Source organism: Pararhizobium capsulatum DSM 1112 (genome assembly GCF_030814475.1).
Taxonomy (GTDB): Bacteria; Pseudomonadota; Alphaproteobacteria; order Rhizobiales; family Rhizobiaceae; genus Pararhizobium; species Pararhizobium capsulatum.
The window spans coordinates 3335158-3358833 of record NZ_JAUSVF010000001.1; the positions used below are offsets into that span (position 1 = coordinate 3335158).

Consider the following 23676-nt stretch of genomic DNA (forward strand, 5'->3'; position numbering starts at 1 on the left):
TTTCCTTTCGATTTTGTTGTCTAGACCAGCATGTAGATATTGCGCATGGTCTCTATGACCGTGCATTCGCCCGTCCAGCCGCCCGGAAACATGACGACCGTTCCGGCCTCCACCTCTACGACCTCACCATCATCGGAGCGATAGACAGCTTTGCCGGCAACGAAGTGGCAGAATTCATCGCGCGGGATCGACAGCCGCCAGCGACCGGGCGTGCAGACCCAGATGCCGGATTCCGGCTGGTTGTTCGGCCCCTTATGAACGAGCCGGCCGGAGGAATGGGACTGGCCTTCGAGGCTGTCCGGCTGGTTGCCCCAATCGACGAGATCGTCGTAGGTGGTGGCGTTGTAGATATGGGGGGCAGACGAGTGGACTGACTCAGCCATGATGATCTCCGGTCTTCACCAGCTCATCCAGAATTCCTGCCGCCTTCTTCGGCCCGCTGCGCGCCTGCATGTGGGCACTGGTCGCAGCAAGCTTTGCCTTCATGGCGGGATCGTTGACGCATTGCTCAAGCTTTGCCGCAAGCTCCGCATCCGTCCAGTCGTAGCGCGGCATCTTGAAGCCGTGGCCGGTTTCATCGACGCGGGTCGCGTTGTCGTGGCCGTCCCAGACATAGGGCATGATGATCGCCGGTTTGCCGAAGTAGAGGCATTCCGTGAACGAGTTGTTGCCGCCATGATGGATTGCCGCATCGATCTGCGGGATGACGGAAGGCTGCGGAAACCAGCTGTCAATGATGACATTGTCGGGAATATTCTCGTAGATATCCTTGTAGTCGCCGACATTGACGAGAGCCCGGTAGGGCAGCTTGCCGATCGTCTCGATCAGCCGCTTCAGGAGGTCGGTATCCCCTGCCCCGAGCGAACCGAAGGAAATGTAGATCAGGGGCTTGTCGTTGTACTCCTTGAAGGTCGGGACCTCGTAGGGCTTTTCGGTACGCACGCAGCCTTCCAGATACTGGAACTGCTTCGGATCGAGCGGATGTTCGCGATCGAACTTCACCGATTCCGGATAGAGCAGCAGGTTCATGAAGGGCGACGCCTCGAAGAACTGGCCGATCGGATAGGCCGCCTCGTCGTTCTCCGCCAGGAAGCCATTGAAGTCGTCATGGATCGGCTTGATCACGTCGTTGAAATGCTGGCGATAGGCTTCGTGACCGGCAAAATCCTTCTCGCCGCAGCCGGAAAGATGCGGTGGGATCTTCGGGTCCTCGATCTCGTTTTCCGAGCAGGAGATGATGCGCACCCACGGCGTGCCGTATTGCTTGATCGCGGGAAAGAGGATGACGTTATCGACGCAGATCAGATCCGGCTTGATCTTCGCCAGCACGCCCGGCAGGTCCTTCTGCGCCCACTTGGCGCTGTCGACGATCGCCGTCCAGCAATCCTTCACATAGTTGTCGACCTGATCGTAGGGCGATTTGCGAAAGTTCGGGATGTGGCCGTTGATGAAATCTTCCCAGAATTTCGCCATCTGCTCCGGCTGCATCGGCTCAGACAGGTTCACCGGATGCGCCTCGAAACCATAGCCTTCATAGACCGAGACGAAGCCGGGATCGGAGAGGAAGACCGCCTTGTGGCCGAGCGCCTCGACGGCCTGGGCGATGCCGACGGAGTTCAGCGCCGGTCCGAATGCCGCCTCGGGAAAGAATGCGATTGTCTTTGACATGGTGTTCCCTTTTCTTATTGGTTTCCGATCGCGCCGGTTCAGCTTTGGAACAGCCGAACCTTCGCGGGGTCGATGGTAAGTCCCACCGTATCGCCGGAACGGTGGCCGGCATCGGCCGGCACCCGCACCTGCAAGGGTTGGACGCAGGCCGGCGTCCTGACATGCAGCACGCGGTCGAGCCCGTGATAGGCGATCTCCTCGACGACGCCGCCAAAGGCCCCACCTGCCGCTGAAACCACGATATGCTCCGGCCGGACGGCAAGGCTCGCCTTTCCGCTGCGGACGCCCGCAAGGGCGAGCGCAAGACCCGGCGCTTCGAACACGCCGGCTTCGCTGACGCCCCCGTCAATGAAATTCATCACACCAATGAAATTGGCGACGAAGGCATCGGCGGGCTGCTCGTAGATTTCCTCTGGCGTACCGCATTGCAGAAGCTTGCCATCCTTCAGGATCGCCATGCGGTCGGCCATGACCAGGGCTTCTTCCTGATCGTGGGTAACGATGACGAAGGTGATGCCGGCCTCGTGCTGCATGCGCTTCAACTCGAGCTGCATCTTCTCCCGCAGCTTCTTGTCGAGCGCGCCGAGCGGCTCATCGAGCAGCAACACCTTCGGCCGTTTCACCAGCGCGCGAGCGAGCGCCACGCGCTGCTTCTGTCCACCGGAAAGCTGCTCCGGCTTGCGATCGGCAAAGCGCACGAGATCGGTCATCGACAGGATGTCGTCCACGCGCCGGTTGATTTCGCCGCGCGCAAGCTTCTCCATCTCAAGGCCATAGGCGAGGTTCTTGCGCACGCTCATATGCGGAAAGAGCGCGTAGGACTGGAACATCAGGTTCAACGGCCGCTTTTCCGGCGCCAGCGGCGAGATGTCCTTGCCTTCAAGCAGCACGCGGCCAGCGGTCGGGGTCTCGAAACCGGCCAACATACGAAGGAGAGTTGTCTTGCCACAGCCGGAAGGACCGAGCAGCGCGAAGAATTCCTTCTCGCGGATATCGAGCGAGACGTGATCGACCGCCGTGATCGGCCCGTAGTTCTTGACGATCGCCTCGATCTTGAGGATCGGCGCGGCGGAGGGTGTGGCAGCGGTCATTGGATCTGTTCTTTATTGAGCCATTGCGAAAGCAAAAGCGCCGTGGCGCTGACGGCCATGACGATGGTTGCGAGCGCATTGACTTCCGGCGTGATGCCGAACCGGATCATCGAATAGATCTGCATCGGCAGCGTGATCGACGAGCGGCCGGGACCGGCGGTGAAGAAGGCGATGATGAATTCATCGACGGAAAGGGTGAAGGCGAGAAGCGCGCCGGCGATGATCGATGGCAGGAGCACCGGAAAGGTCACCCGCCAGAAGGTCGTCCAACCCGAAGCGCCGAGATCGCGCGAGGCCTCGACAATCGAAAAATCGAAATGCTTGAGGCGGGCCCGAACCACCGAACAGACGAAGGCCAGATCGAAGATCACGTGGCTAAGAATGATCGTGTGCAGGCCTGTAGCCACATTGAGACGTGAGAAGAATGTGAGCAGCGCCACGGCCAGCACGATGTCGGGAATGACCATCGGCGCGAAAGCGAGCGCTTCGAGCCCATTGCTCTTGCGGGCGCGCGTCTCCATGCCAATGGCAAGCAGCGTGCCGAGCACCGTCGAGATCAGTGTGGCGAAGATCGCGACGACCAGCGTGTTCCAAGCCGCATGCAGGATTTCGCTGTTTCCCGCGAGCGAAACGTACCAGCGCGTCGAAAAACCGGACCACGAGGTCGGCAGGCCGGACTCGTTGAAGGACAGCATCACCAGCACGGCGATCGGCAAATAGAGAAAACCGAAGACGACAAGAAGGACGATGCGCCCCGGAAGGCGATTTTTTGCCATGCCGCTCATGTCGCCTCTCCCTGACGCTCGCCGCTGGCATGGGAGGTGGCGCGCGCCTGGAGGAAAAGCAGCGCGACCATGATGGCAATCAGCGCCATGCCGAGAGCCGCGCCGAACGGCCAGTCGTTTGCCGTCAGGAATTGGTCGTAGACGAGATTGCCGATCATCTGGAACCGGCCGCCGCCGAGCAGTGCGGGTGTCACGAAATTACCGATCGACAGCACGAAGACGAAGACACCGCCCGCTGCCACTCCCGGCAGCGTCAATGGTAGCGTCACCCGCCAGAAGGTTCTGATAGCACCTGCACCCAGATCGCGCGAGGCCTCCATCAGTTCCGGGTTCAGCCGCGACAGGGTCGAATAGATCGCAAGGATGACGAAGGGCAGATAGTTATACACAAGCCCGATGATGACGGCCGTCTCGGTATAGAGCAGCGACAACGGCTCGCCTTGATAACCGAGAAACGAGAGAAATCCGTTCAGCAACCCCTCGCGGTTGAGCAGCACTATCCAGGCATAGGTGCGGATCAGGTAGTTGCTCCAGAAGGGCAGGACGGCGAAGAATAGCAGCATGGGCTGGCGCACCCGCGGCGCGCGGCTGATGGCATAGGCCGCCGGATAGGCGATGAGGATGGCAAGCACCGTCGTCGTAAGGGCAATGCGTGCCGAGTTCAGGAAGATCTTGGCATACAGCGGATCGAAAACGTGGGCGAAATTATCGAGCGTGAAGGTGTATTCAATCCCGCCCCAGGTGCCACGCTGGAAGAAGGCGTAACTCAGAACCAGCAGGCATGGCATCACCATGAAGGCAAGAAGCCACAGCACGGCGGGCGCCGCCAGCATGTTCGGTCTTGTCGTTTGATAGGCCACGCAAAGCTCCGGCGCCACCGGTTACTCCGGCCGCATCCACTGTCAACTGTTCATCTTAACTGTAGGTCCCCGTGGCGGCGGGCCGCCACCCAGCCGCCACGGGTTGGCCGGCGATGCAGCCGCCTGTTGGCGTCGCACCACCGAACTCTTCGGCGCCTAGTTGGCCGCCTTGATCTCGCTCACCGCGCGGGAATAATCCTTCTGCGCGTCGCCGAGGTCACGAAGGAGCTCGTATTTGGTGAGCTCGGCCGGAGACATGCCCATGTTCGGATACTGCTCGATCAGCTTGGGATCGAGGCTTTCCATGGCGGCCTTGTTCGGCACCTTGTAGAGGATGTTTTCCGCCGCCCAGGCATGGTTCTTGGCATCGAGAATGAAGTTGATGAACTTCATCGCCTCGGCCTGCTTTTCCGAGTTCTTCATGACGACGATCGTGTCGACCCAGAGGTCGGAGCCTTCCTTCGGCACGACGAACTTGATGTCCTTGTTTTCAGTGATGCCGTAGTTGCACCAGCCGTCCCAGGCGTGGACAAGCGAGGCTTCACCCGAAACCAGCTTCGAATAGAAGGTGGTGTCGTCATAGGCGAGCAGCGTCTTCTTGGCTTCGATCAGGAGGTTCTTCGCCTCGTCGATCTTGGCCGGATCGGTTTCGTTGACCGAATAGCCCTTGGCCAGCAGCCCGGCGGCCATCAGCCAGCGGTCGGTGGCAAGCATAGTCGTCTTGCCCTTGATGTCGTCCGAAGGCTGCAACAGGTTCATCCAGCTATCCGGCGCAGTCTTCACCACGTCCGAGCGATAGCAGAGCCCCGTCGTGCCCCAGGTATAGGGAACGGAAAACGCATTGCCTGGATCGTAGGCCAAGGCCGCAGCCTCCGGATAAAGATTGGCAAGGTTCGGCACGGCGGCCTTGTCGATCGGCGCCAGCATGCCCTGATGGTTGAGGATTTCCGCAAAGGGCGAGGAGACGAACACGACGTCATAGCCCTTGCCCTGCCCTGCCATGAGCTTGCCCATGACCTCTTCGTTGGTCGCGTGGTTGACGACCTCGATCTCGAGCCCGGTCGCCGCCTTGAAAGTCTCGGCGATGTCCTTGGCCATATAGCCGTCCCAGTTCGATATCACGAGGTCGGCGGACGATGCCGTCCCCGCCGCAAGGCTTACAGCCAAGAATGCGGCCGTCGCATACGACGTCGCCTTTCCGTTTCGCGTTTTCACGGAAAACTCCCTTGTTTTCGATTGTTCAACCTCTGGTGCACAGTCCCTGCCGGTATTCCGGTCTCATTGCCGTGCGAGTGGCAGTATTATTTATAAAAAAAATACGTCAATAGGCTTCGTGTCGATTTGCGCATTTTCGAAAATTCTGTTCGATCGGCCTTGCGATTTCCTCAAACAGAAGGCAGCATTGTGCCTAACTGGAGGCACGCTTCGCATGAGTTCCGAAACACGACGGACCCACCACCGTCATGTCGAATTGGCGCAAAAGATACTGGAGATAGCCAGCGAACGCGGCATGCGCCCCGGCGACCGGTTGGCCGAGCAGGCGCTCGCTTCTCTCTGCAATGTCTCGCGAACCCCGATCCGCAAGGCGCTTCAGGTATTGCTCGAACGCGGCGTCGTCACGACGGAGACAGAAGGCGGCTATGCGCTGTCTGCCGATCCCGCGACCATGCCGCGGCTCGAAGGCGCAGCCGAAAGCGAGGGCGAGAGTGACATCCATGCCGCGATCCTGCGTGATCTCGCCGCCGGCCGCATCTCCGACCAGCAGACCGTCGCCTCCTTGCAGCGCCGTTATGCTGTCTCCCGGCAGACGGTACAGAATGCAATGATGAAACTGGCGGACGAGAACATTGCCGAGCGGGCCGCGGGCCAGCAATGGGTGCTGAAGCAATTCGCCGTCAGCAGCGACGCGGTGGCAAAGAGCTACGAATTTCGCCTCGCGACCGAGCCGCTGGCGCTGATCATGCCGGACTTCAAGCGCGATATCCCGGCAATTGTGTCGCTTAGGCAATCCATGCTCATCCTGCGCAGCATGAGCGAAGCCAGTTTCGACCAGAAGCTCTTCGAGCGCACGGATTTCGACTTTCACATGCTGATCGCCAAAAGTTGCGGCAATCCCTTCATGTCCGAGGCGCTGACCAACCACCACCGCCGGCGGCGCAGCAACCCGGTTTCCGGCCACGCCAATCTCTTCCGGCTGATGCAATTCAACCTCGAACACATGCAGATCCTCGAACAGGTCGAGCGCGGTCAGATGGAGCTTGCCGCCGACCTGATGCGCGTTCATATACAGCTCTCCCAAAGCCAGCGGCCACGACTTGCCGGTCGCGGCGTTCCACCCGCCTTCAAGCTTGTTTCGCGTTGAGATCGATGACGCCGGCAAAGACTATCGCCCTGTTTCCGGAAGCCAGCTACGGCGCTGCGCTGAACTGCGTCGGCATCGCCCAGGAATTGCGGCGGCTGGGTGCAACGCCCGTCTTCATCTGTCACCCCGGCTTCAGCGGTATCTTCGCCGACTACGGTTTTGCCGAATACCAGCTTGGTGACGACACCTCCGCGCCGGCAACCGACTGGACCGACTTCATCGAACGACATCAGGATGCCTTCCGCCAGTGCCCGTTCAACCAGCTGCAAAGCTATGTCGGACCGACATGGGACGCGATCGTCGACACGGCCATCCGCGTGGAGGAGCCACTGAGGCAAGTGCTCGCCCGATTGCAGCCGGATGCCATCGTGCTCGACAACGTCGTAATGTTTCCGGCGATCGCCAATGCCGGCGTGCCGTGGATAAGGGTTGTTTCCTGCGCCGAAACCGAGATCCCCGATCCGCTCGTCCCGCCCTATCTTTCCGGTTGCAGCGACACGCCCGGCGGGGAATGGGATCGGTTTTCCGAGCGATACCAGGAAGTAACGTCTGCGGCCCACAAGCGCTTCGCGGCATTTCTCAACCAGACTGGCCTGAACGCGCCGTCCGCACCGAATTTCCTCGATCCGTCGCCCTATCTCAACCTCCTGCTCGCACCGAACATCATCCGCCACGAACGCCGCAATGCGCTCGATGAGGACCTGTTCGTTTTTCTCGACGGTTGTGTCCGGCACGAAGCAACCTATGTGCCGCCACGCTTTGCCAGCCACAACGAAGAGCCGCTTGCGCTGGTCAGCTTCGGCTCGCTCGGCGCGATGGACGTGGCGATGATGAAGCGGATGATAGCGGCCTTTTCGACGTTGCCCTATCGTTTCCTTGTCAATGCCGGCCACTGGCGCGACGAGTATCGCGACGTGCCGGACAACGTTTTCATCGACGCTTGGTTTCCGCAACCTTCGGTGGTCGAGCAGGCGAACCTCTTCATCCATCACGGCGGCAACAATTCCTTCTGCGAGGCGCTCTATTTCGGCGTGCCTTCGATCGTCATGCCCTATTGCTGGGACGGCCACGACAACGCCCGCCGCGCCGAAGAAGCCGGCGTCGGGCGGCATCTCGGCCGCTATGACTGGAGCGAGAGCGAGCTTGCCCGCGCCATCACCGACCTGATGAGCGACGAGGCGATGCGGGCGCGACTGAAGGGCAATGCCGTCCGTATGCAGAAAGCTGCCGGCGTAAAGCGTGCGGCCGAGGCAATCCTCAAGGTTGCAACTGCCGCGCCAAACACCAGACTATCCGGATAAAACCAGGGAGCGACAATGCGCGACAAACTCTTCATTGACGGCACCTGGCTCGCTCCGGCAAAAGGCGGCAGCTTCGAGGTCATCAACCCGGCTACCGAAGAGGTGATCCACCACGCCCCGGCCGGCACGCAAGAGGATATCGCGCTCGCAGTTGCCGCCGCCCGCCGCGCCTTCGACACCGGCCCCTGGCCCAAGATGAGCGGCAAGGAACGCGCCGCCATCCTGCGCAAGATCAGCTCCCTTATCCTTGAGCGCAAGGAACACCTCGCCCGCCTCGAAGTCATGGACAACGGCAAGCCGTTTCCCGAAGCCGTCTGGGACATGGAAGACACGGCCGGCTGCTTCAATTTCTATGCAGGTCTTGCGGAAGAAATGGACGCGCATCCGGAAGAGCCGATCGCGCTTGGCGACACCCGTTTTTCCGCGAAGGTGGTGCAGGAACCGATCGGCGTCGCCGGTGCCATCATCCCCTGGAACTACCCGTTGCTGATGGCCTCCTGGAAGGTCGCCCCGGCTCTCGCTGCCGGCTGCACCATGGTCCTCAAGCCTTCGGAACTCACCCCAGTCACCGCACTGGAACTCGGCGCCATTGTCGAGGAAGCAGGCCTTCCTGCCGGCGTTCTCAACATTGTCACCGGGCTGGGCGCAGAGGCCGGCAAGCCGCTCTCCGAGCATCCGGATATCGACAAGCTCGCCTTCACCGGCTCGGTTCCGACCGGCGCGAAGATCATGGCGGCGGCGGCGCGCGACATCAAGAATGTCAGCCTCGAGCTCGGCGGCAAATCGCCCTTCATTGTCTTTGCCGACAGCGATATCGAAAAAGCCGTCGAGTGGATCATGTTCGGCATCTTCTGGAACCAGGGCCAGGTCTGCTCGGCAACGTCGCGTGTGCTTGTCGAGGAAAGTCTTTATCCCGCGCTGATCAATCGCCTGATCGAAGAAGCCGCCAGGATCAAGATTGGCGACGGTCTCACTGAGGGCACACTTCTCGGACCGCTGGTCTCGAAGAGCCAATACGATAAGGTTCTGGCTGCCATAGACCGCGCCCGAACCGATGGCGCCACCGTCGCCGGTGGTGGCAAGCGCCCCGCAGGCTTCAACACCGGTTATTTTCTGGAGCCGACCATCATCACCGACATGGCGGAAGACAGCTTCGTCTGGAGGGAGGAGATTTTCGGTCCGGTCGTCTGCGTCAAATCCTTCGAAACCGAGAAGGATGCGATCCGCCTGGCCAATGACAGCCGCTTCGGCCTCGCCGCTGCCGTGATGTCGAAGGACAAGGCCCGCACCGAGCGCGTGGCGCGTGCGCTCCGCGCCGGCATCGTCTGGATCAACTGCTCGCAGCCGACATTCACAGAAGCCCCCTGGGGCGGCTACAAACAATCCGGCATCGGCCGTGAGCTCGGCCGCTGGGGGCTGCAGAACTATCTCGAAACCAAGCAGATCACCGCATTCGAGGCGGACGAACCGTGGGGCTGGTATCTCAAGACATAGGCTTGCATGAACAGTTCGTCATGTCTTTGGAAATAGCGATGTATTTCCAAAGAAACGCAGCTGATTGCCGTGACATCCGCCTCCCCGTTTGAAACTGCATTGATATTCACCGGATGGCCTCCACGAAGGCGCGGAACAGGTTGTAGCCAGGAATTGCTGCCCGGTTCGTTGATCGCGGCACCACAGCTCCTCGATTCACTGGGCATTGACGATATCGACGGTGGAATTCAAAGCCTAGAAATCCAAGTTTTCACCATTCGCTCGGCTGTATAGCCAACCTGGAACCAGCGTCTCTCCCAGAGCGGGTTGCGTTCCCTTGATAGGTGATGCAAACATCCGGAAAGGCAAAGGAAGGTAGGGAATTTGCGGTCTTCACTGGCAAAACGTCTCTTCGTACTGATGCTGATGTGCATAGTGCCGTTGGCTGCGATCCTGTTTTACAATCTGTATGCCCTCTGGCAGTCCCAGGAACGTAGCGTCCACGACGAAGCGTATCGTCTCGGGCAGGTTGCATCCCTTGAAATGGCGCGAATCATGGGCGGCGTCGAGGATACGCTGCTTGCCGTGGCCGCAGCGCCGATTGTCCGCGACTTTCAGGCCGACGCCTGCAACGCCTACATGGCACGTGTCACCAAGGCTCTCCCGCAGTTTTCGGGGATTGCCGTGCTCGACGGCAGCGGTGTCATACGGTGCCTGCAAAACCCCGCGGGCATCGGGGTCTCCCTGGCGGACAAGGCCTATTTTCAGGATAGCATGCGTACCGGCGCGACGGTCATCGGCCGGTTTACAGAAGGCCGCGTCAGCAAGGAGCTGGTTCTGCCCGTCGCCGTTCCGATCCGCGATGAAGCCGGGAAGGTCCTCGGCGTCGTCGCCGGATCCATCAGCCTGAAATGGCTCGAACAAAAGCTGACAGAACGCAATTTCGCAAAGAGCAGCTCCCTGACTGTGGCGGATGCAGATGGCACCATCATCGCCCGCTATCCCGAACCGGAGCGCTTCGTGGGAACGCAGATCCCGGAACGATACCGCCACCTCGTGCGCGCTGTTGCCCCCGGGACCACGGAACTCACCAGCCAGGACGGCACGCACCGAATACTGGCTTATTTTCCACCCTCCAGCCCCTCCACTGGCCTTTACGTCAGCGTTGGATTGTCGACAGCGGAGGAATACGGCGAGATAACGAAAGCGCTCGTTTCCGGTATCGTGGTTACGCTGGGCGCCACCATCGTCGCCTGCCTCCTTGCATGGATCACGGGGCGATACGCGATCCGCCGCCCCGTCGACAGGCTTGTCTCCACCGTGGAAGCATGGCGTCACGATCAACCCGGCGCAAGAACGGGTTTGAGCGAAGCCGACGGCGAGTTCGGCGTTGTCGGAAAGGCAATAGACGACTTCATGGACGAGCTTGCCGATGCGCGCGGCAGAAGCGAAATTCTGATGCGCGAACTCGATCATCGGGTCAAAAACCTGCTGGCAACGGTCCAGGTGGTTGCCCGGCAGTCCCTCAAATCCGCCAATATCGATGCCAAAGTCCTTCGGGCGCTCGACGCCCGCCTGGCCGCCATGTCGGACGCGCATTCCGTTCTGATGGGCAACGAGAAGCAAAAGGCGAAATTCGTCGAAATCGTACGATCGGCTATCCATCCATTCGACAAGCCGGAGGCAACGGCCTTTGAGATATCCGGCCCGGATGTCGTGCTCGGCTCCAAGGCGGCCCTTGCCTTCAGTATGGCGCTTCACGAACTCTGCACCAACGCTGCAAAATACGGAGCCCTGAGCGCCGAGGGAAAGGTGTGGATCAAATGGGATGTCAGGCGGGTGGAAGACGCCGACATGCTGATCTTCCATTGGAGAGAAATCGACGGACCTACCGTATCAACGCCGACTTCGGAAGGCTTCGGCGGGCTGATGATCCGCCGGATGCTGCCCGACCAGCTGCGCGGAACGCTCTCCATTACCTACGCGGTCAGCGGCCTTGATCTTCGTTTCGAAGTTCCCGTTGGCAATCTCGCTATCTAAGACGAAGACCTTGCCGAGAGATCGAGGGCTACCGGGCATCCCCCCAGCCCCTCGATCCCGCCGGTGTCGTGCCCCGTTCAGCTTTCGCGAAGTTTAAGGCATTTCACTTAAAATCGGTTCAAGAGGCATGGGTTCGGGATGAACAGTTTTCAGGGGGCTTTGAAAGCGCCATTTGCCCGCTCCGGACGTGAGCACAAGCCCGTGATCTTGGCAAAACGTGTTGACGGCGCGGACCACGCCCGGCCAATCGCTGGAGTAGTCGTCCCCGAACATCACGCCGCCCGGGCGCAAAACATCGTAGTAGAGCTTGAGGTCAGTGGCGACCTCGTCCTCTTCATGTCCGGCGTCGACATAGATCGCGTCGGCCACGAGGCCAAGCCGCTTGAGCAGATAGGCACCGCAGGTCGAGGTCATGGGTAGCGGAAAGATGCGATCGACCGCGCCGTTCTTGGTGATGTTGTAGATGAATTGCCGGAACATGGTTGGATAGCCGTGCTGCAGCATCAGGCTCTTTCGGAAATCCGTATCGATCCAGAGTGTATCGTTTGAGCCAAGCCACGTATCGACGCAAACGAACAAGGTGTCGCAGCCAAGCTTCCTGCTAAGCGCATCCATGTGCAGAACCGAAGCGCCTTTCCAGGTACCGACCTCGAAAACAATCTTCGGGCGGACGTCCTGGAAGACGGTTTCGAAAACTTTGTGGCGGCTCTCCCATCCCTGAACGTCTTCGACGACGCCGCTGAAGTCCATGGTCGAATAATCCTTGTCGATCCCCACCCGGCGAAAAACATCCGCCAACTCATTCTCTCCCCTCAATGCCGCCTTCTTTGGGGCTGCGTGATCGGCGCGTCGCATTCGCGCGGCGGTATACCGCGCAAACAATGTCCCGCAATGCCGGACGCCCGGAATCTTCGCTAGGTAGTTTCGACCGAATGACTGCACTGCGGTCCCTCCTGTGATGGATACTGGATCGTTCGGCTTTGGCTTCTTGTTCAGCTGCGGATTTCAATAGACGCCGGGCGTCGCAACACTTTCCTCTGCGCTTCGGGATTATCGTGCATCCGATCGGCGATGCGTCCTGCGCTGTTACCAGACGGTGATCGAAATTTGCGGCTCAGTCAAAAAAGGAAGTAAAATCGGATTTGTCTTTCAGAAACCTCTAACATTTATTACCGAACAACTCACGTACTATTTGGGTTAAAATCGGGTCGCGGAAAGTGTTGGCTTTGGATAGACGTTGGCCAGAAAATTGAATCGACCGACCGGCGAGAATCGTGACCTTCTCCTGCCAAGTTGACCCCCATCGTATTCGACAGGACCGGTGTTCCAGCAACTCCGCCTGGGCAGCAGCAAAGACAGATCAAACGACCTATCGGACCGATGCCTGGCTTCAGTTTTACAGATCCAAAGCCACGACTCGTTTCGCCTCGACATGTCTATGTACTGCGCCGGCACCAAGATGATGAGCGCACCACTCCATACCACGGCTATCGCCTGAGAACGCGGCCTGCGGTTCTCCCGCGGGATACGAGAAACGCGCTCTCAGATGCCAACCGATCCAGCCCACGCGCATTCGAACGCAGGTATCGGCATGGAGAACCCCTTCAGTTGCAGTCGGGCGACTTCCACAAAAGTGGCGCCACTGTCCTGATCCCGGAACACACTCTCGGATACCAGAATCTGATCAGACGAGGCCGCAGAACACAAGCGGGCAGCCAGCTGAACTGTCCTGCCAAAAAGATCGTTGCTGTCCTCGACGGGTTCTCCGCAGTCAATGCCGATCCGAATATGTATAGGCTCGGCGTTGCCTCGGTTATAGCGGTGGAACCCCTGATGAATGGCGGTGGCGCAATCAACGGCCTGCGTAGGGGATACGAAGGACGCCATTATGCCGTCGCCGGTGTGCTTCACCTCGCTCCCGCCATGCTCTTTCAAGCATCTTCGAACGACGGAATCGTGCGCCCTGACCAGTTCCGTGCCCATGCGATCGCCGAGGCGGGCGGTCATTTCCGTCGAGCCCACTATATCCGTGAACATGATCGCGCGGTGGGCGCCATCTTTCGTTTGTGATTTTCCGGCAAGAGGTTCGGGATCGTGGATACGGCCAAGAAAAGCCTCCACAGCGGAAAGTGCCACCTCGACAACCTCGCCCGCGACATGGCCGTGCGCCACGCGATGGACGCACTGAGCCGTTTCCTTGTCTGGTGCATCTATCAGGCAAAACGCAGTACCGCGCTGATGGTCGAACCAGTACGTCAGGAACTTCACTCCATACTCGTCCTGGACTTCGAGATCCTTCCGATGTGCCTCGGCAACGTCTACGGCGCTATATCCTTTGAGATCGTGACGATCCATGAATATGGCCATCATCTTCTCCTCCCCGGTCTCCAGGAAGTGTATGCCCGATCGGAATTTTGGGCAATCGATCGAATACCTTTCAGTTTAATGTGCTCGCGTTTTGGCAAATGCCGCCGCCGGGGGAACAACTGCTCCGCCGAAAGGCCATGCCGCCTCCACAGCGAAAACCATCCCGTCGGCCGAATAGCTTTCGGCGACAATCTGTGCCTGCTCCTCGTTGCTCCGATCGCGATTGCGTCCAGTTCCTGTCACGCCGGGACAGCAAGGTTTTCTTACAACCGGTTTTAAAATGGAGAAACGAAGGAGTTTTTACAGGCGTCTCGTCACTGGGAAACAGCCTCCCCGACCATTGGTCAAACAGCGATACCGTTCCCATTGACACCCATACCTATCCATTCCGGGTTTCCACACCCCAACACATCGCGTAACGCGCTAATTTGTACCTTTTAGGAATGGAAGGCTTTGGAAGCGACCCCTGCGGACATAACACACCGCATCGTAACTTCGCGAAGTACGTCGGATTGAACGTAAGCGCGCAGGCGACCCCACGTAGCGGGGGGGGGCGTAAAATGGCTCATTTTCGGCATGAATCATGCGGAGAATCCTATGAGCGACAGTGTGAATCAGGCTCGTGCCTTTGAGGTTTTGACAGCAACACCGGTACGGTCGAGACGTAAGCCGCGCGATTGGCCGGATGACGAGAAGGCGCGGCTGATTGCCGAGACGTTTCTGCCGGGGGCGAATGTCTCGGCTATCGCACGCGCTGCAGGACTGGATGCTTCGCAGCTTTACGGCTGGCGTCGCAAGGCATTGGCCTCGGGATCGGTGGTGCCCCTTTCGAAAGAGGCTAATGAAAGGGTTAGTTTCGCGCGCGTCGAAGCTGTTGCAAGTTCACCGGTGGAGATCGTCATGGGTGACGTCGTGGTGCGCGTTGCCGGAGATATCGAGCCGGATCATCTTGCCAAGATCCTACGGGCGGTGCGCAGGGCATGATTGCGTCTGGCGTTGTCGTTTACGTCTCCTGCCAACCGGTCGACTTTCGCAAGGGAGCGGCTTCGTTGATGGCTTTGGTCAGGGATGGCGGTCTAGATCCTTTCAATAGCGCCCTTTACGTGTTCCGTTCCAAACGGAAGGACCGTGTCCGGATCGTGTGGTGGGATGGCAGCGGGGTCTGTCTCTATTCGAAAGTTATCGAAGGAAATGGCTTTTGCTGGCCGGCAGCGACGGCGGCGCGCATCCGTCTGGATCATGCCCAGCTCATGGCCCTACTGGCCGGAATGGATTGGAAGAAGATCCGCCCGGCGACAATCAGGAGGCCGCTTTCGACGGGTTGAACCCATCCAAAAAATCTCACGCATGTTACTGTAAACGCTAGGAAAAGATCACTATTTGTGATCTACTTCCTGCTATGATGTTCTCTGCTTCGGACCTTCCTGACGACGTTGATGCACTCAAGGCGATGATCGTCGCCATGAGTGCAGAAGGCGCCGCTGCCCGAGCGGAGATCACCCGGCTTGAGGCATTGAAGAAAGACACTGACGAGCGGATCGCCACCCTCACTGCGATTGTGAAAGTTCTACAGCGTGCTCAGAAAGGCACCCGCTCAGAACGGCTTCGGTTGGGAATCGACGATGATCAGATCGACTTTGCGTTCGAGGAGGTCGAAACCGGCTTAGCGACGATCGACAGCGAGCTCGACCAGTTACGGAAAGACAAGCCGAAGCGGGAGGCTCGCCCGCGCAAAGGCTTTGCCGCTCATCTCGAGCGTATCGAGGAGGTCATTGAACCTGAAATCCCTGAAGAGTGCCAAGGGTTGGAAAAGGTTTTGATCGGCGAAGACCGATCCGAGCGGCTCGATGTCATCCCACCGAAGTTTAGGGTTATTGTCACCCGCAGACCTAAATACGCGTTTAGGGGCCGTGACGGCGTGCTGCAGGCTTTGGCACCTGCCCATATCATCGAAGCTGGCCTGCCGAGCGAACGGCTCCTGGCCTACATCGCCGTATCCAAATACGCCGACGGCCTTCCGCTCTACCGTCAGGAAACAATCTACCTGCGCGACAGCGTGGTACTGAGCCGCTCCTTGATGGCTCAATGGATGGGACATCTCGGCTTCGAGCTCAAGATCCTGGCCGATTACATCCTGGAGAGGATTAAAGCAGGTGAAAGGGTCTTTGCCGACGAAACGACATTGCCGACCCTGGTGCCTGGTTCGGGAAAAACAATGACGGCATGGCTGTGGGCCTATGCACGTGATGATCGGCCGTTCGGGGGATCAGGGCCACCAATGGTCGCCTACAGATTTGAAGACAGCAGAGGTGGGCGCTGTGTGGCCCGTCACCTGAGCGGCTTCAACGGCATTCTCCAGGTTGATGGGCACGGCGCCTATACGAGCATGGTCAAAGAGCAGGTCAAGGCCGGCAGCAACGAAACCATCACGTTGGCAGGGTGCTGGGCGCATGTCAGGCGCAAATTCTACGAACTCCATGTGGGGGGTATCAATCACGCCGCGACAGCCTCGGTGAAGGCGATGAGCGAGTTGTGGAAGGTCGAGGACGAGATCCGGGGAAAGGATGCCAACATCCGTGCTGCCGCACGACAAGAGCGGTCTGCGGCCATTGTCGCCAACCTTTTTGACATCTGGGAAAAGGAGCTCGCGAAAGTTTCTGGCAAGTCCAAGACCGCGGAAGCGATCCGCTATGCAATGACCCGCCGACAATCTCTGGAACGCTTTCTCGGTGACGGCCGCATCGAGATTGACTCCAATATCGTCGAGCGCGCAATCCGTCCCCAAACGATCACACGGAAGAATAGTCTATTTGCCGGAAGCGAAGGCGGTGGCAACACATGGGCCACGATCGCCACGCTTTTGCAGACAGCTAAAATGAACAACGTCGATCCGCTCGCCTGGCTGACACAGACTTTGGCCTATCTGCGCTGCATCCTCACAGAATTGCCGCAGCGCGCGCCAGATGCCGACATTGCCGATTTGCTACCCTTCAACTTCACAAAAACCGCCGCTGCCTGAGCCGATGCAGCCGTCGCACAGCGACCCCAGTCAAACAGGCCGCGTCAACGTGTCAACGCGCATGGAAATGAGCGCTTACCGTGTAAGGGCTGCTATCTGGCTCAGAGCGTAATAGGAACGTCTTTATACATCTTGGCCGATGGAGTGATCCGCAGATGGTCCCGAGCAAGATGAATCTCCCCGAAAGCGCTCAACCTTTCCTAAGTGATGGCGAGATTGTACTAGGCAAGGAGAACAATCTGGGCTTTTTGCCCTTCACTTATGCCTGGCTCGCGGAATAGGCGTGCAATCGATAGCCGCGCAGGACCTGGCTGCAACGGTTGCTGGCCCGCAATATATCTCATCACGAAACAGGGCCATCAACATTGGCTCCAGCGACGAACGGTTGACAGCACTCCCCGCCGCCCCGCTGTTATTTGACGAAGGAGTGGCAGGTATCCTGGCAGCCTAAAAAATGCGGACCGACCGCTTTTGGGAAGCCAGTCCGGCAGCGTAAACGACGCATATCAAGGCGCATTCCTGTCACAAGATTCGTCGCTTCTTGGCCAAAACACCCAGCTTCCAAGCTAAGCTGGAAAGCCGTCACGCCATCTCAAGGTGCGAGGATTCCGTTCCCTGCGCGATAAGCGGCGCGGGAGACTTCGAATGCGGGTGGGAAGCGTTAAGTCGCCGAGCCACGATATCGTGGTTGAGCCACAGGACGGGACCGGAAGGTTCTGAAGATTCGCCAAAAATGAGCTGTCCAGTTGCCTTCACCACGAGACTGCTCAGGAGGTCGCTGATCATCAACTTGCTGTCCCGATGCATCTGGGTGATCTCGTTGGACGTGCCGATGGTCAAATCGGCCTGTGTTTGGCTGTTCGCCATGGGCCATTTCGAAAAGTCATAGAACGGACGCATGACCTCGCTGGCCTGCATGTCGGTGATCTTCTGGAACACATCCTTCATGGTTAAGCCGTCTGCCAGAAGCTGCTGGCAGGCCTGCCACTGTTCGTCCGCCCATTGGCCACCGTTTTCTTTCTTCAAGGCAAGCAGCAGCGGTATCAGGGGCAACTCTATACCCGTGAACACATCGGACGAATTGGTCCGGATTTCGGGACAGTTATAGACAGTTGCCTTGATCCCTGTCGCCCAGGCTTCCTCTGCAATGCCTTCGAGCCGCATTTTCGCATAACCCTGGGTGTAATTGGTGTAGGTCTGCCAACGATAGCTTCCGTCAATGAGGACCGCCGATCCGTGGTAACCATAGGCCGTATATCGCACTTGACCGCCCGAAGCTTCCACGCGCTCGCGGATCGCCGCGCTGAAATCAATGAGATGGCGAAAGGTGTTTGCGGAGACGTCGTCAAAATTCTGCAGGATGAGTTTTCCCATGTCACTGTCGAGCAAGGTCTGCGACGACATGTGGCGGGTTCCGACCCCCTTGTAGATTCGATTGGCGACGACCAAGAATACCTTCGCCTTCGGGATGCCCCCTGCCATTGTGTGGGCGAAGAGAACATTGCGGCCAGCGGCGATCATTCCGTCGAGAACGGTCATGACTTTCGAAAGCGACTCCGTAAAACGCGCAGTGGCGATGTCGCGGCATTGCCCAACATAGTCCCAGTCGAGCTTGTCGTGTTCCCAGCTCTCAAGCGTCATCTTTGCCAGGAGATCGGTGGGAGTTGGGCCGTCTGCAGGCGCATCGAGATCGAAACCCGCCATAAGAGGTATGTTGATGATCCTACCGCCCAGCCGGGCCTCCGCCGAAGACAGCTCCTCGGCGTCAAGCGGCCGCAGCGCATTGTTCTCGTCGCGCCGCCCGACGGTGATTCCCACGATCTCCATTCCAGCCCGTCTGGCGTCCTCGAGCAAGCCAGTGGCGTATCCGCGACCGAACAGTTCCCCGAACAGGACGAAAACATCGCCTTTGCGGAAGACCGTATTCTCGGAAAGACGTTTCAGTGCAACCGGATTTTCCATGCTGTCAGCTCTTTGATTCGTGTGCCGTCGAGCAGTGGCTCATACGAACTTTCCCAAAGACATGACTGCACTGGCACAGAATGGGAACTCATTTTCGGTGACCATTCATTTCAAATCGTGAGGTCGGTCTCTGTTGTTCCTAGAATGCAGCGAAATGCCGAGGCCGTTGGAGATCGGCGCGCCGATACTGAAACGAGTTCGCTGGAAACGCTGGTCTACGGATACTTGCGAGGCTATTGGCGCAGTCTGAGGCTCAATGTTGGCGCGTTCTATCATTGTCGAAGTCACCAATCGGCCGCGTTCCGGACGTGACCGCGCGAACAGCAGACCGACAGCTTCCGGGTACGAATGCGAGTGGCGTGAACGACCGACATCAAGGAGCTTTCCAGCCGTTTCGCGCTACCTGCTGGAGATTAAGTTAAAGCCGAAATATCCGGGATTAGGCAGCAATTGCCACCAAATTGGTAATCGTGGAGATTTCATGAAACAGGCAAATTCAATCCCGATTTTTCGACACGGATTTGTGAGCGCTGTTTAAGCGCTTTTCGGCCTTGTCGTCCGATGCCCCCTTCAATAGTTTCTCCCAGTCATCCGGAGGGTTGCCGCTATTCAGCATATCCTTAAACACTGCATATGCATCTGACTTCGATCCGTAAGTTCTCAAACTGTTTTCGTCATTCACCCATGCGAAAATGATCACCTTAGCTCGACTGCTATAGCGGAAGAAAAGGCGAAATCGCGCCGCGCCAAATTTCGCTCGAAACCAATGCCGTCGATTGGTTCCGAGTGTCTTGCCTTGAACATAGGATGTCGAAGTCGGGTCTTGGGGAATCTTTTCAAACATCAATTCCAGAAGCGCGGCCAGCAGTTTGGCGTTGGCGCTGTCCTGGTAACCCTCAAGTTCCTTGAGCTTCAGCGCATCGACCGATGCAGTTAGTTTTTCCAACTGGTCGAGCAGAAGTGGGTGAGCATGTACAGTCCAGCCGTTGATGACAGGCATAGGTCAGATATTCACATCGCCCGCGATGGGGTCTTCCAGATTGAAATGCATCCCCTTGGTCAGTTCAACCATTCGGTCGACCAATGCCTTCGGAAACTCCTGGACACGTTCTGGATGCTTCTCCATATCGTCAGCGAGGAAGCTCAAGAAGCTATCAATCACAGGGTCGTCATCAGCTTCGTCCAATTCCTTCTCGATGGAGACATGTCTGTTCTCATCGACATAGAACGCAACTCGTCCACCATAACCAAGGCCAAGTGCTTCGCGCACCGCCTTGGGAACGGTCACTTGGCCTTTCTCGGTGATCGTGCCTATCTTTTTCAACAGGGCAGGCATTTTAGTCCCTTATGAGTCTCTTTAGCTGGCCCGAAAAGTAAGGATTTTTGCTTACTTTGTCAATGCCCGAATAAATCTATAGCGCGGCCGCTAGGCAGCGCAGTTGGTGGCAGTTGCTACCTAATTCCGGAAATATCTTCGCTGTCCTCGTACGGTCAATTCTCCCCACCAGACTTTGGGTCTGTCTCGGATGGCGTGGGCGCGATGTGAGGCACCGCTGCGAGAATGACCAACACGATCGCGGTTGATAAGACGGCAGTTACTTCCATTCCCAGGCCAGCCACTATGCCGATCGCGGCTGTCGCCCAGATACTGGCCGCTGTGGTGAGCCCCTCTACCTCGCGCTGCGCCGAGCGGATTATGATAGCACCCGCGCCGAGGAAGCCTATTCCTTGAACGACACCCTGCAGTACCCGTGACAGATCGCTGATCTGCATGCCGCTCTGCAGTGGACCTAAAACGAACAGTGCAGCACCCACGGCAACCAACATATGTGTCCGCAAGCCAGCACTTCTGCCCTTGCTCTAGCGTTCGAACCCGAGAATCCCACCGAGAACCGCCGCGATCACAAGGCGCACAGTGATGCGAGTTATGGCCGCCGCGTCTGGCACATCAGAGAATTCTTTGACTAACGTCCCCCAAACTTCGTCTCCCACGGTCGCATCCTTATGTCGTTCGCAAATTTGGCATGTAGACGAGGTGACATACAAACACCGCGCTGGCAACTTCACTGCCGCCATCGTCACCCGTGAGCGTAGCGTTTGTGCTGATAGGGGAATAACAGCCATATCGGACGGTCAATTGCAGCGCGCCTTCCCCCAACCGTCTAGCGGAGCGATACTCGTGAGAGCGAAAGCAGCAAGCGCCGGGATGTAAAGCCGTGTCCGCATTTAGGGACGTGCAAACACGGTGTGAATGACGGGAATAAAGGCGCAAAGCTGCCTCTCAATCATGCAGCCATCGATGTCCGCTTCGGGCCGGCCGGAAGGCGTCATGGCACGGAAACGATATCGCGGCCGCTTCTCCATCGTCGGAGACATTAGCAGGCCCTGCCACGTCCAAAAGTCGATTTGAACAGCATTGCTCCCGCCTGAGGCGAAGCGATATCTGCGGGGTACATGGGCCTGCTTCTTCGGGCCTTGGTCTTTGGTGTCGTCCGTCATGCCCGCTGATATGGACGCAATAGGAAGCTTTTTAAAGATTTCGTGTTGCCATGGCGGCATGACAAAGCCGCCTCACCCCCCTCGATCAAAGCCGTTGCTCCGCGACGACGGCGGGCCGTTGCAAAGTCGGACGATCAATAAGCGGAATCCAGCGCAACCACGATTGCCGTTCGATCCCTTGCCGTCGCGGATCGAACCTGCGCTTGCCTCCCTGAAACAAACGCCGCCGGCGGCGGGCAATTGGGGCTGGGAAGTAAAATGGGACGGCTATCGTTTGGCAATCCACGTCAGCGCCGCGGGCGTCCAAATCCTAACGCGAGGCGGCTATAATTGGGTCGATAGATTTCCAGCAATAGAGAAAGCCGCCCGCGATCTCGGGCCAACATCGATGATCCTAGACGGCGAGGGTGTCGTTCTCGATGAACAAGGACGGTCGGATTTCAACGCCCTCCAGACCTCCCTCGGGGCCGTCGGCCGACGTAGCGGCAACAAGACGGCTGGCAACGCGATCTTCTACGCGTTCGATCTTCTGTATCTCGATGGCCACGATCTGCGCGGCCTCGAATACAGCGAACGGCGGCATCTGCTTGATGATACCTTGCGAGGGTTCGACGGTGCCATTCGCATTTCGGAAGAAATCGAGGCTGATCCCGCCGCCCTCCTTGAACATGCCTGCCGCCTCGGGCTTGAGGGCATTGTCGGCAAGAACCGCGATAGCCGTTATAGAAGCGGCCGAACTGGCGATTGGGTAAAACTGAAATGCGTCCAATCGGAACCGTTCTTCATCGTCGGTTATGAACCGTCCAAGGCGGCACCTGGCGGCTTCGGTTCGCTTCTCCTAGCCGCCTATAAAGGCGACGATCTCGTCTATGTCGGGTCGGTCGGCACTGGTTTTAAAGAGCGTGTCGCCCTCGATCTCCGTGCTATATTCGACAAGCTGGCATGGACGCGGAAAGCACCGCCTATGGCATACGACGGCAAGCGGGCGGTGGTATGGGTCCAACCAACGTTGATTGCAGAAATCGAGTTTCGGCAATGGACACCTGACAACAAACTTCGCCATTCCGCTTTCAAGGGACTGCGGGAACAGGAAGACAACGCCAGCGTTTACCGAATGGAACATTGAGACGGCGGCTTTCACTCCGTTTTTCGGGAGGATCGAAAATCAAAGCGCCGACACGCTCGGCCGACGGTGAAGATTACACCCTCGATCTGGAAGACACCTTAGACCACCAAGTAGATGAAGTTCTATCTCACACGTTTATTTGACGAGCAGATAATCGTCGGCACCATCGAGACGAGGTTCTACACGATCGTCGGAATTCTCGAGGTCCCTACAGCGCAGATATTCGGCTTTTCGAGCTTCTCTTACGAGCGGAGTGGCTTCTTACATCATCTCTCACCTTCTTCCTCGCCGCCGGTGCGTTGAAAAATTATGGTCAGCAACAGCTTCTTCGGCCGATTTCGAACCTCTTGATTGAGCACTCTAAATTTCCACAACGAGCGCGGGCTCGAAGCCAGTATTTTCTCCGGGATATCCACGGGGATTGGATACGATACGCGTGTCGGCAATGGTGTAGTCGGCGCGATGATGCACATGACCATGCACCCAGAGCGTAGGCCCGGTCTGGCGAATGAGGTCTTCGAGATCAGAGGCATAGCAGGCCGAGAGCGGGTCATGGCGAAACATGGCCGCAATCGAACGCGGAGACGGCGTATGGTGAGTGACGACCACACTCTTCTGGCCACCGCGCTTGCGGAGTTCGGCAGCGATGAAGTCCCTCGTCTCGACGTGTTTTCTGTAGGCATGCAACGGCCTGAACTTGGAAAACGGGTCTTTGGACAACTTGATCTTTTTGAAGTCGTTCATTCCGCTTTGGGCATATGACATTGCGACCTGTGGATCGTGTCCGAAAAGCCGGAAATCGGACCACAGCGTGCCGCCCACAAAAAACACACCATCGATCTCCACGCCTTCATTTTCCAGGAAATGAAGATCGGGGTAGCTTGCCATCTTGGCGTCGCGCAGGCTTTCCTGCAACGACGCGCCATAGAACTCGTGGTTTCCCGCCACGAAGACGATCGGTATCTTGAGAGCCATTCTTTTGGTCAGCCACGCCAGGCTTGGAAGTACACCTTTTATCAGCACGTCGCCGGCGCAGACCATAACGTCCGCGTCTGATGGCGGCTCAACGTTGAAAGGCTCACCAAATTCTAGGTGAAGGTCAGAAACGATCCAGATTTTCATA

20 protein-coding genes and 1 pseudogene are annotated in these 23676 nt (G+C 58.1%); 8 read left to right on the forward strand and 13 right to left on the reverse strand.

Features of this window, described 5'->3' with window-relative positions; translation table 11 throughout:
- Nucleotides 1–20 precede the first annotated feature (20 nt).
- The 6 genes from QO002_RS16135 to QO002_RS16160 form a co-directional block, all read right to left on the reverse strand.
- On the reverse strand, nt 21–383 hold the full coding sequence (locus QO002_RS16135; RefSeq protein WP_307231454.1) for a cupin domain-containing protein: 363 nt from the start codon (nt 381–383) through the stop codon (nt 21–23).
- The gene (locus tag QO002_RS16140; protein WP_307231456.1) at nt 376–1668 is read right to left on the reverse strand and encodes a nucleotide disphospho-sugar-binding domain-containing protein; all 1293 of its coding nucleotides are present in this window, start codon (nt 1666–1668) and stop codon (nt 376–378) included. Before QO002_RS16140 ends, QO002_RS16135 begins: the two co-directional genes overlap by 8 nt.
- A gap of 38 nt (nt 1669–1706) precedes the next feature.
- On the reverse strand, nt 1707–2759 hold the full coding sequence (locus tag QO002_RS16145) for an ABC transporter ATP-binding protein (RefSeq protein ID WP_307231457.1): 1053 nt from the start codon (nt 2757–2759) through the stop codon (nt 1707–1709).
- A complete protein-coding gene (locus QO002_RS16150) occupies nt 2756–3544 on the reverse strand; it encodes an ABC transporter permease (protein WP_307231460.1) in 789 nt (262 codons plus the stop codon). Before QO002_RS16150 ends, QO002_RS16145 begins: the two co-directional genes overlap by 4 nt.
- On the reverse strand, nt 3541–4377 hold the full coding sequence (locus QO002_RS16155) for an ABC transporter permease (RefSeq protein WP_307233453.1): 837 nt from the start codon (nt 4375–4377) through the stop codon (nt 3541–3543). Before QO002_RS16155 ends, QO002_RS16150 begins: the two co-directional genes overlap by 4 nt.
- Before the next feature lie 183 nt (nt 4378–4560).
- Nucleotides 4561–5619, reverse strand: coding sequence for a polyamine ABC transporter substrate-binding protein (locus QO002_RS16160; RefSeq protein ID WP_307231462.1), 1059 nt, complete (start codon nt 5617–5619; stop codon nt 4561–4563).
- 214 nt (nt 5620–5833) lie between these two features.
- Between QO002_RS16160 and QO002_RS16165 the strand changes: the two genes are divergently transcribed.
- The 4 genes from QO002_RS16165 (at nt 5834) to QO002_RS16180 (ending at nt 11580) form a co-directional block, all read left to right on the forward strand.
- Entirely contained in the window at nt 5834–6766 is a 933-nt protein-coding gene (locus QO002_RS16165; RefSeq protein ID WP_307231464.1) for a GntR family transcriptional regulator, read from the forward strand.
- 5 nt (nt 6767–6771) lie between these two features.
- Nucleotides 6772–8067, forward strand: coding sequence for a glycosyltransferase (locus QO002_RS16170; protein ID WP_307231466.1), 1296 nt, complete (start codon nt 6772–6774; stop codon nt 8065–8067).
- A 15-nt stretch (nt 8068–8082) separates the two neighbouring features.
- The gene (locus tag QO002_RS16175; RefSeq protein WP_307231469.1) at nt 8083–9561 is read left to right on the forward strand and encodes an aldehyde dehydrogenase family protein; all 1479 of its coding nucleotides are present in this window, start codon (nt 8083–8085) and stop codon (nt 9559–9561) included.
- Nucleotides 9562–9924: 363 nt separating this feature from the next.
- Nucleotides 9925–11580: a sensor histidine kinase gene (locus tag QO002_RS16180; RefSeq protein WP_307231471.1), complete on the forward strand. Its 1656-nt coding sequence runs from the start codon at nt 9925–9927 to the stop codon at nt 11578–11580.
- Between the two features lie 93 nt (nt 11581–11673).
- Here QO002_RS16180 and QO002_RS16185 read toward each other — a convergent pair whose 3' ends face one another.
- On the reverse strand, nt 11674–12378 hold the full coding sequence (locus QO002_RS16185; protein ID WP_307231473.1) for a class I SAM-dependent methyltransferase: 705 nt from the start codon (nt 12376–12378) through the stop codon (nt 11674–11676).
- A gap of 744 nt (nt 12379–13122) precedes the next feature.
- Nucleotides 13123–13947, reverse strand: a complete 825-nt coding sequence (locus QO002_RS16190; protein WP_307233455.1) for a nickel-binding protein — start codon at nt 13945–13947, stop codon at nt 13123–13125.
- A 597-nt stretch (nt 13948–14544) separates the two neighbouring features.
- Here QO002_RS16190 and QO002_RS16195 point away from each other — a divergent pair.
- The 3 genes from QO002_RS16195 to tnpC all read left to right on the forward strand — a co-directional run bounded on the left by QO002_RS16195 (nt 14545) and on the right by tnpC (nt 16966).
- Nucleotides 14545–14931, forward strand: a complete 387-nt coding sequence (locus QO002_RS16195; protein WP_307225521.1) for a transposase — start codon at nt 14545–14547, stop codon at nt 14929–14931.
- Nucleotides 14928–15272: an IS66 family insertion sequence element accessory protein TnpB gene (gene tnpB / locus QO002_RS16200; protein WP_037098231.1), complete on the forward strand. Its 345-nt coding sequence runs from the start codon at nt 14928–14930 to the stop codon at nt 15270–15272. Before QO002_RS16195 ends, tnpB begins: the two co-directional genes overlap by 4 nt.
- Before the next feature lie 74 nt (nt 15273–15346).
- Nucleotides 15347–16966 (forward strand): IS66 family transposase, encoded by a 1620-nt coding sequence (tnpC, locus tag QO002_RS16205; RefSeq protein WP_307231474.1) that lies wholly within the window; start codon nt 15347–15349, stop codon nt 16964–16966.
- Between the two features lie 582 nt (nt 16967–17548).
- On the opposite strand, the gene QO002_RS16210 is transcribed toward tnpC, so the two are convergent.
- The 4 genes and pseudogenes from QO002_RS16210 to QO002_RS16225 form a co-directional block, all read right to left on the reverse strand.
- Complete coding sequence (locus QO002_RS16210) at nt 17549–18928, reverse strand: enoyl ACP reductase FabMG family protein (protein ID WP_307231476.1); 1380 nt, start codon at nt 18926–18928, stop codon at nt 17549–17551.
- 496 nt (nt 18929–19424) lie between these two features.
- The gene (locus tag QO002_RS16215) at nt 19425–19928 is read right to left on the reverse strand and encodes a type II toxin-antitoxin system YhaV family toxin (RefSeq protein ID WP_307231478.1); all 504 of its coding nucleotides are present in this window, start codon (nt 19926–19928) and stop codon (nt 19425–19427) included.
- A 3-nt stretch (nt 19929–19931) separates the two neighbouring features.
- Complete coding sequence (locus tag QO002_RS16220) at nt 19932–20264, reverse strand: type II toxin-antitoxin system PrlF family antitoxin (RefSeq protein ID WP_307231480.1); 333 nt, start codon at nt 20262–20264, stop codon at nt 19932–19934.
- A 155-nt stretch (nt 20265–20419) separates the two neighbouring features.
- A pseudogene (locus QO002_RS16225) lies at nt 20420–20773 on the reverse strand (MgtC/SapB family protein); the annotation flags it as partial.
- 712 nt (nt 20774–21485) lie between these two features.
- Between QO002_RS16225 and ligD the strand changes: the two are divergent.
- Entirely contained in the window at nt 21486–22553 is a 1068-nt protein-coding gene (gene ligD, locus QO002_RS16230; RefSeq protein WP_307231482.1) for a non-homologous end-joining DNA ligase, read from the forward strand.
- 360 nt (nt 22554–22913) lie between these two features.
- Here ligD and QO002_RS16235 read toward each other — a convergent pair whose 3' ends face one another.
- Entirely contained in the window at nt 22914–23675 is a 762-nt protein-coding gene (locus tag QO002_RS16235; RefSeq protein ID WP_307231483.1) for a metallophosphoesterase, read from the reverse strand.
- Nucleotide 23676 lies beyond the last annotated feature (1 nt).

Bases quoted from the DNA above. Each gene is read 5' to 3' on its own strand.
- QO002_RS16135 (WP_307231454.1), bottom strand. From the start codon at position 383: ATGGCTGAGTCAGTCCACTCGTCTGCCCCCCATATCTACAACGCCACC.
- QO002_RS16215 (WP_307231478.1), bottom strand. From the start codon at position 19,928: ATGCCTGTCATCAACGGCTGGACTGTACATGCTCACCCACTTCTGCTC.
- QO002_RS16140 (WP_307231456.1), bottom strand. From the start codon at position 1,668: ATGTCAAAGACAATCGCATTCTTTCCCGAGGCGGCATTCGGACCGGCG.
- QO002_RS16170 (WP_307231466.1), top strand. From the start codon at position 6,772: ATGACGCCGGCAAAGACTATCGCCCTGTTTCCGGAAGCCAGCTACGGC.
- QO002_RS16145 (WP_307231457.1), bottom strand. From the start codon at position 2,759: ATGACCGCTGCCACACCCTCCGCCGCGCCGATCCTCAAGATCGAGGCG.
- ligD (WP_307231482.1), top strand. From the start codon at position 21,486: ATGACAAAGCCGCCTCACCCCCCTCGATCAAAGCCGTTGCTCCGCGAC.
- QO002_RS16155 (WP_307233453.1), bottom strand. From the start codon at position 4,377: ATGCTGGCGGCGCCCGCCGTGCTGTGGCTTCTTGCCTTCATGGTGATG.
- QO002_RS16175 (WP_307231469.1), top strand. From the start codon at position 8,083: ATGCGCGACAAACTCTTCATTGACGGCACCTGGCTCGCTCCGGCAAAA.
- QO002_RS16190 (WP_307233455.1), bottom strand. From the start codon at position 13,947: ATGGCCATATTCATGGATCGTCACGATCTCAAAGGATATAGCGCCGTA.
- QO002_RS16165 (WP_307231464.1), top strand. From the start codon at position 5,834: ATGAGTTCCGAAACACGACGGACCCACCACCGTCATGTCGAATTGGCG.
- QO002_RS16195 (WP_307225521.1), top strand. From the start codon at position 14,545: ATGAGCGACAGTGTGAATCAGGCTCGTGCCTTTGAGGTTTTGACAGCA.
- QO002_RS16220 (WP_307231480.1), bottom strand. From the start codon at position 20,264: ATGCCTGCCCTGTTGAAAAAGATAGGCACGATCACCGAGAAAGGCCAA.
- QO002_RS16235 (WP_307231483.1), bottom strand. From the start codon at position 23,675: ATGAAAATCTGGATCGTTTCTGACCTTCACCTAGAATTTGGTGAGCCT.
- tnpC (WP_307231474.1), top strand. From the start codon at position 15,347: ATGATGTTCTCTGCTTCGGACCTTCCTGACGACGTTGATGCACTCAAG.
- tnpB (WP_037098231.1), top strand. From the start codon at position 14,928: ATGATTGCGTCTGGCGTTGTCGTTTACGTCTCCTGCCAACCGGTCGAC.
- QO002_RS16210 (WP_307231476.1), bottom strand. From the start codon at position 18,928: ATGGAAAATCCGGTTGCACTGAAACGTCTTTCCGAGAATACGGTCTTC.
- QO002_RS16150 (WP_307231460.1), bottom strand. From the start codon at position 3,544: ATGAGCGGCATGGCAAAAAATCGCCTTCCGGGGCGCATCGTCCTTCTT.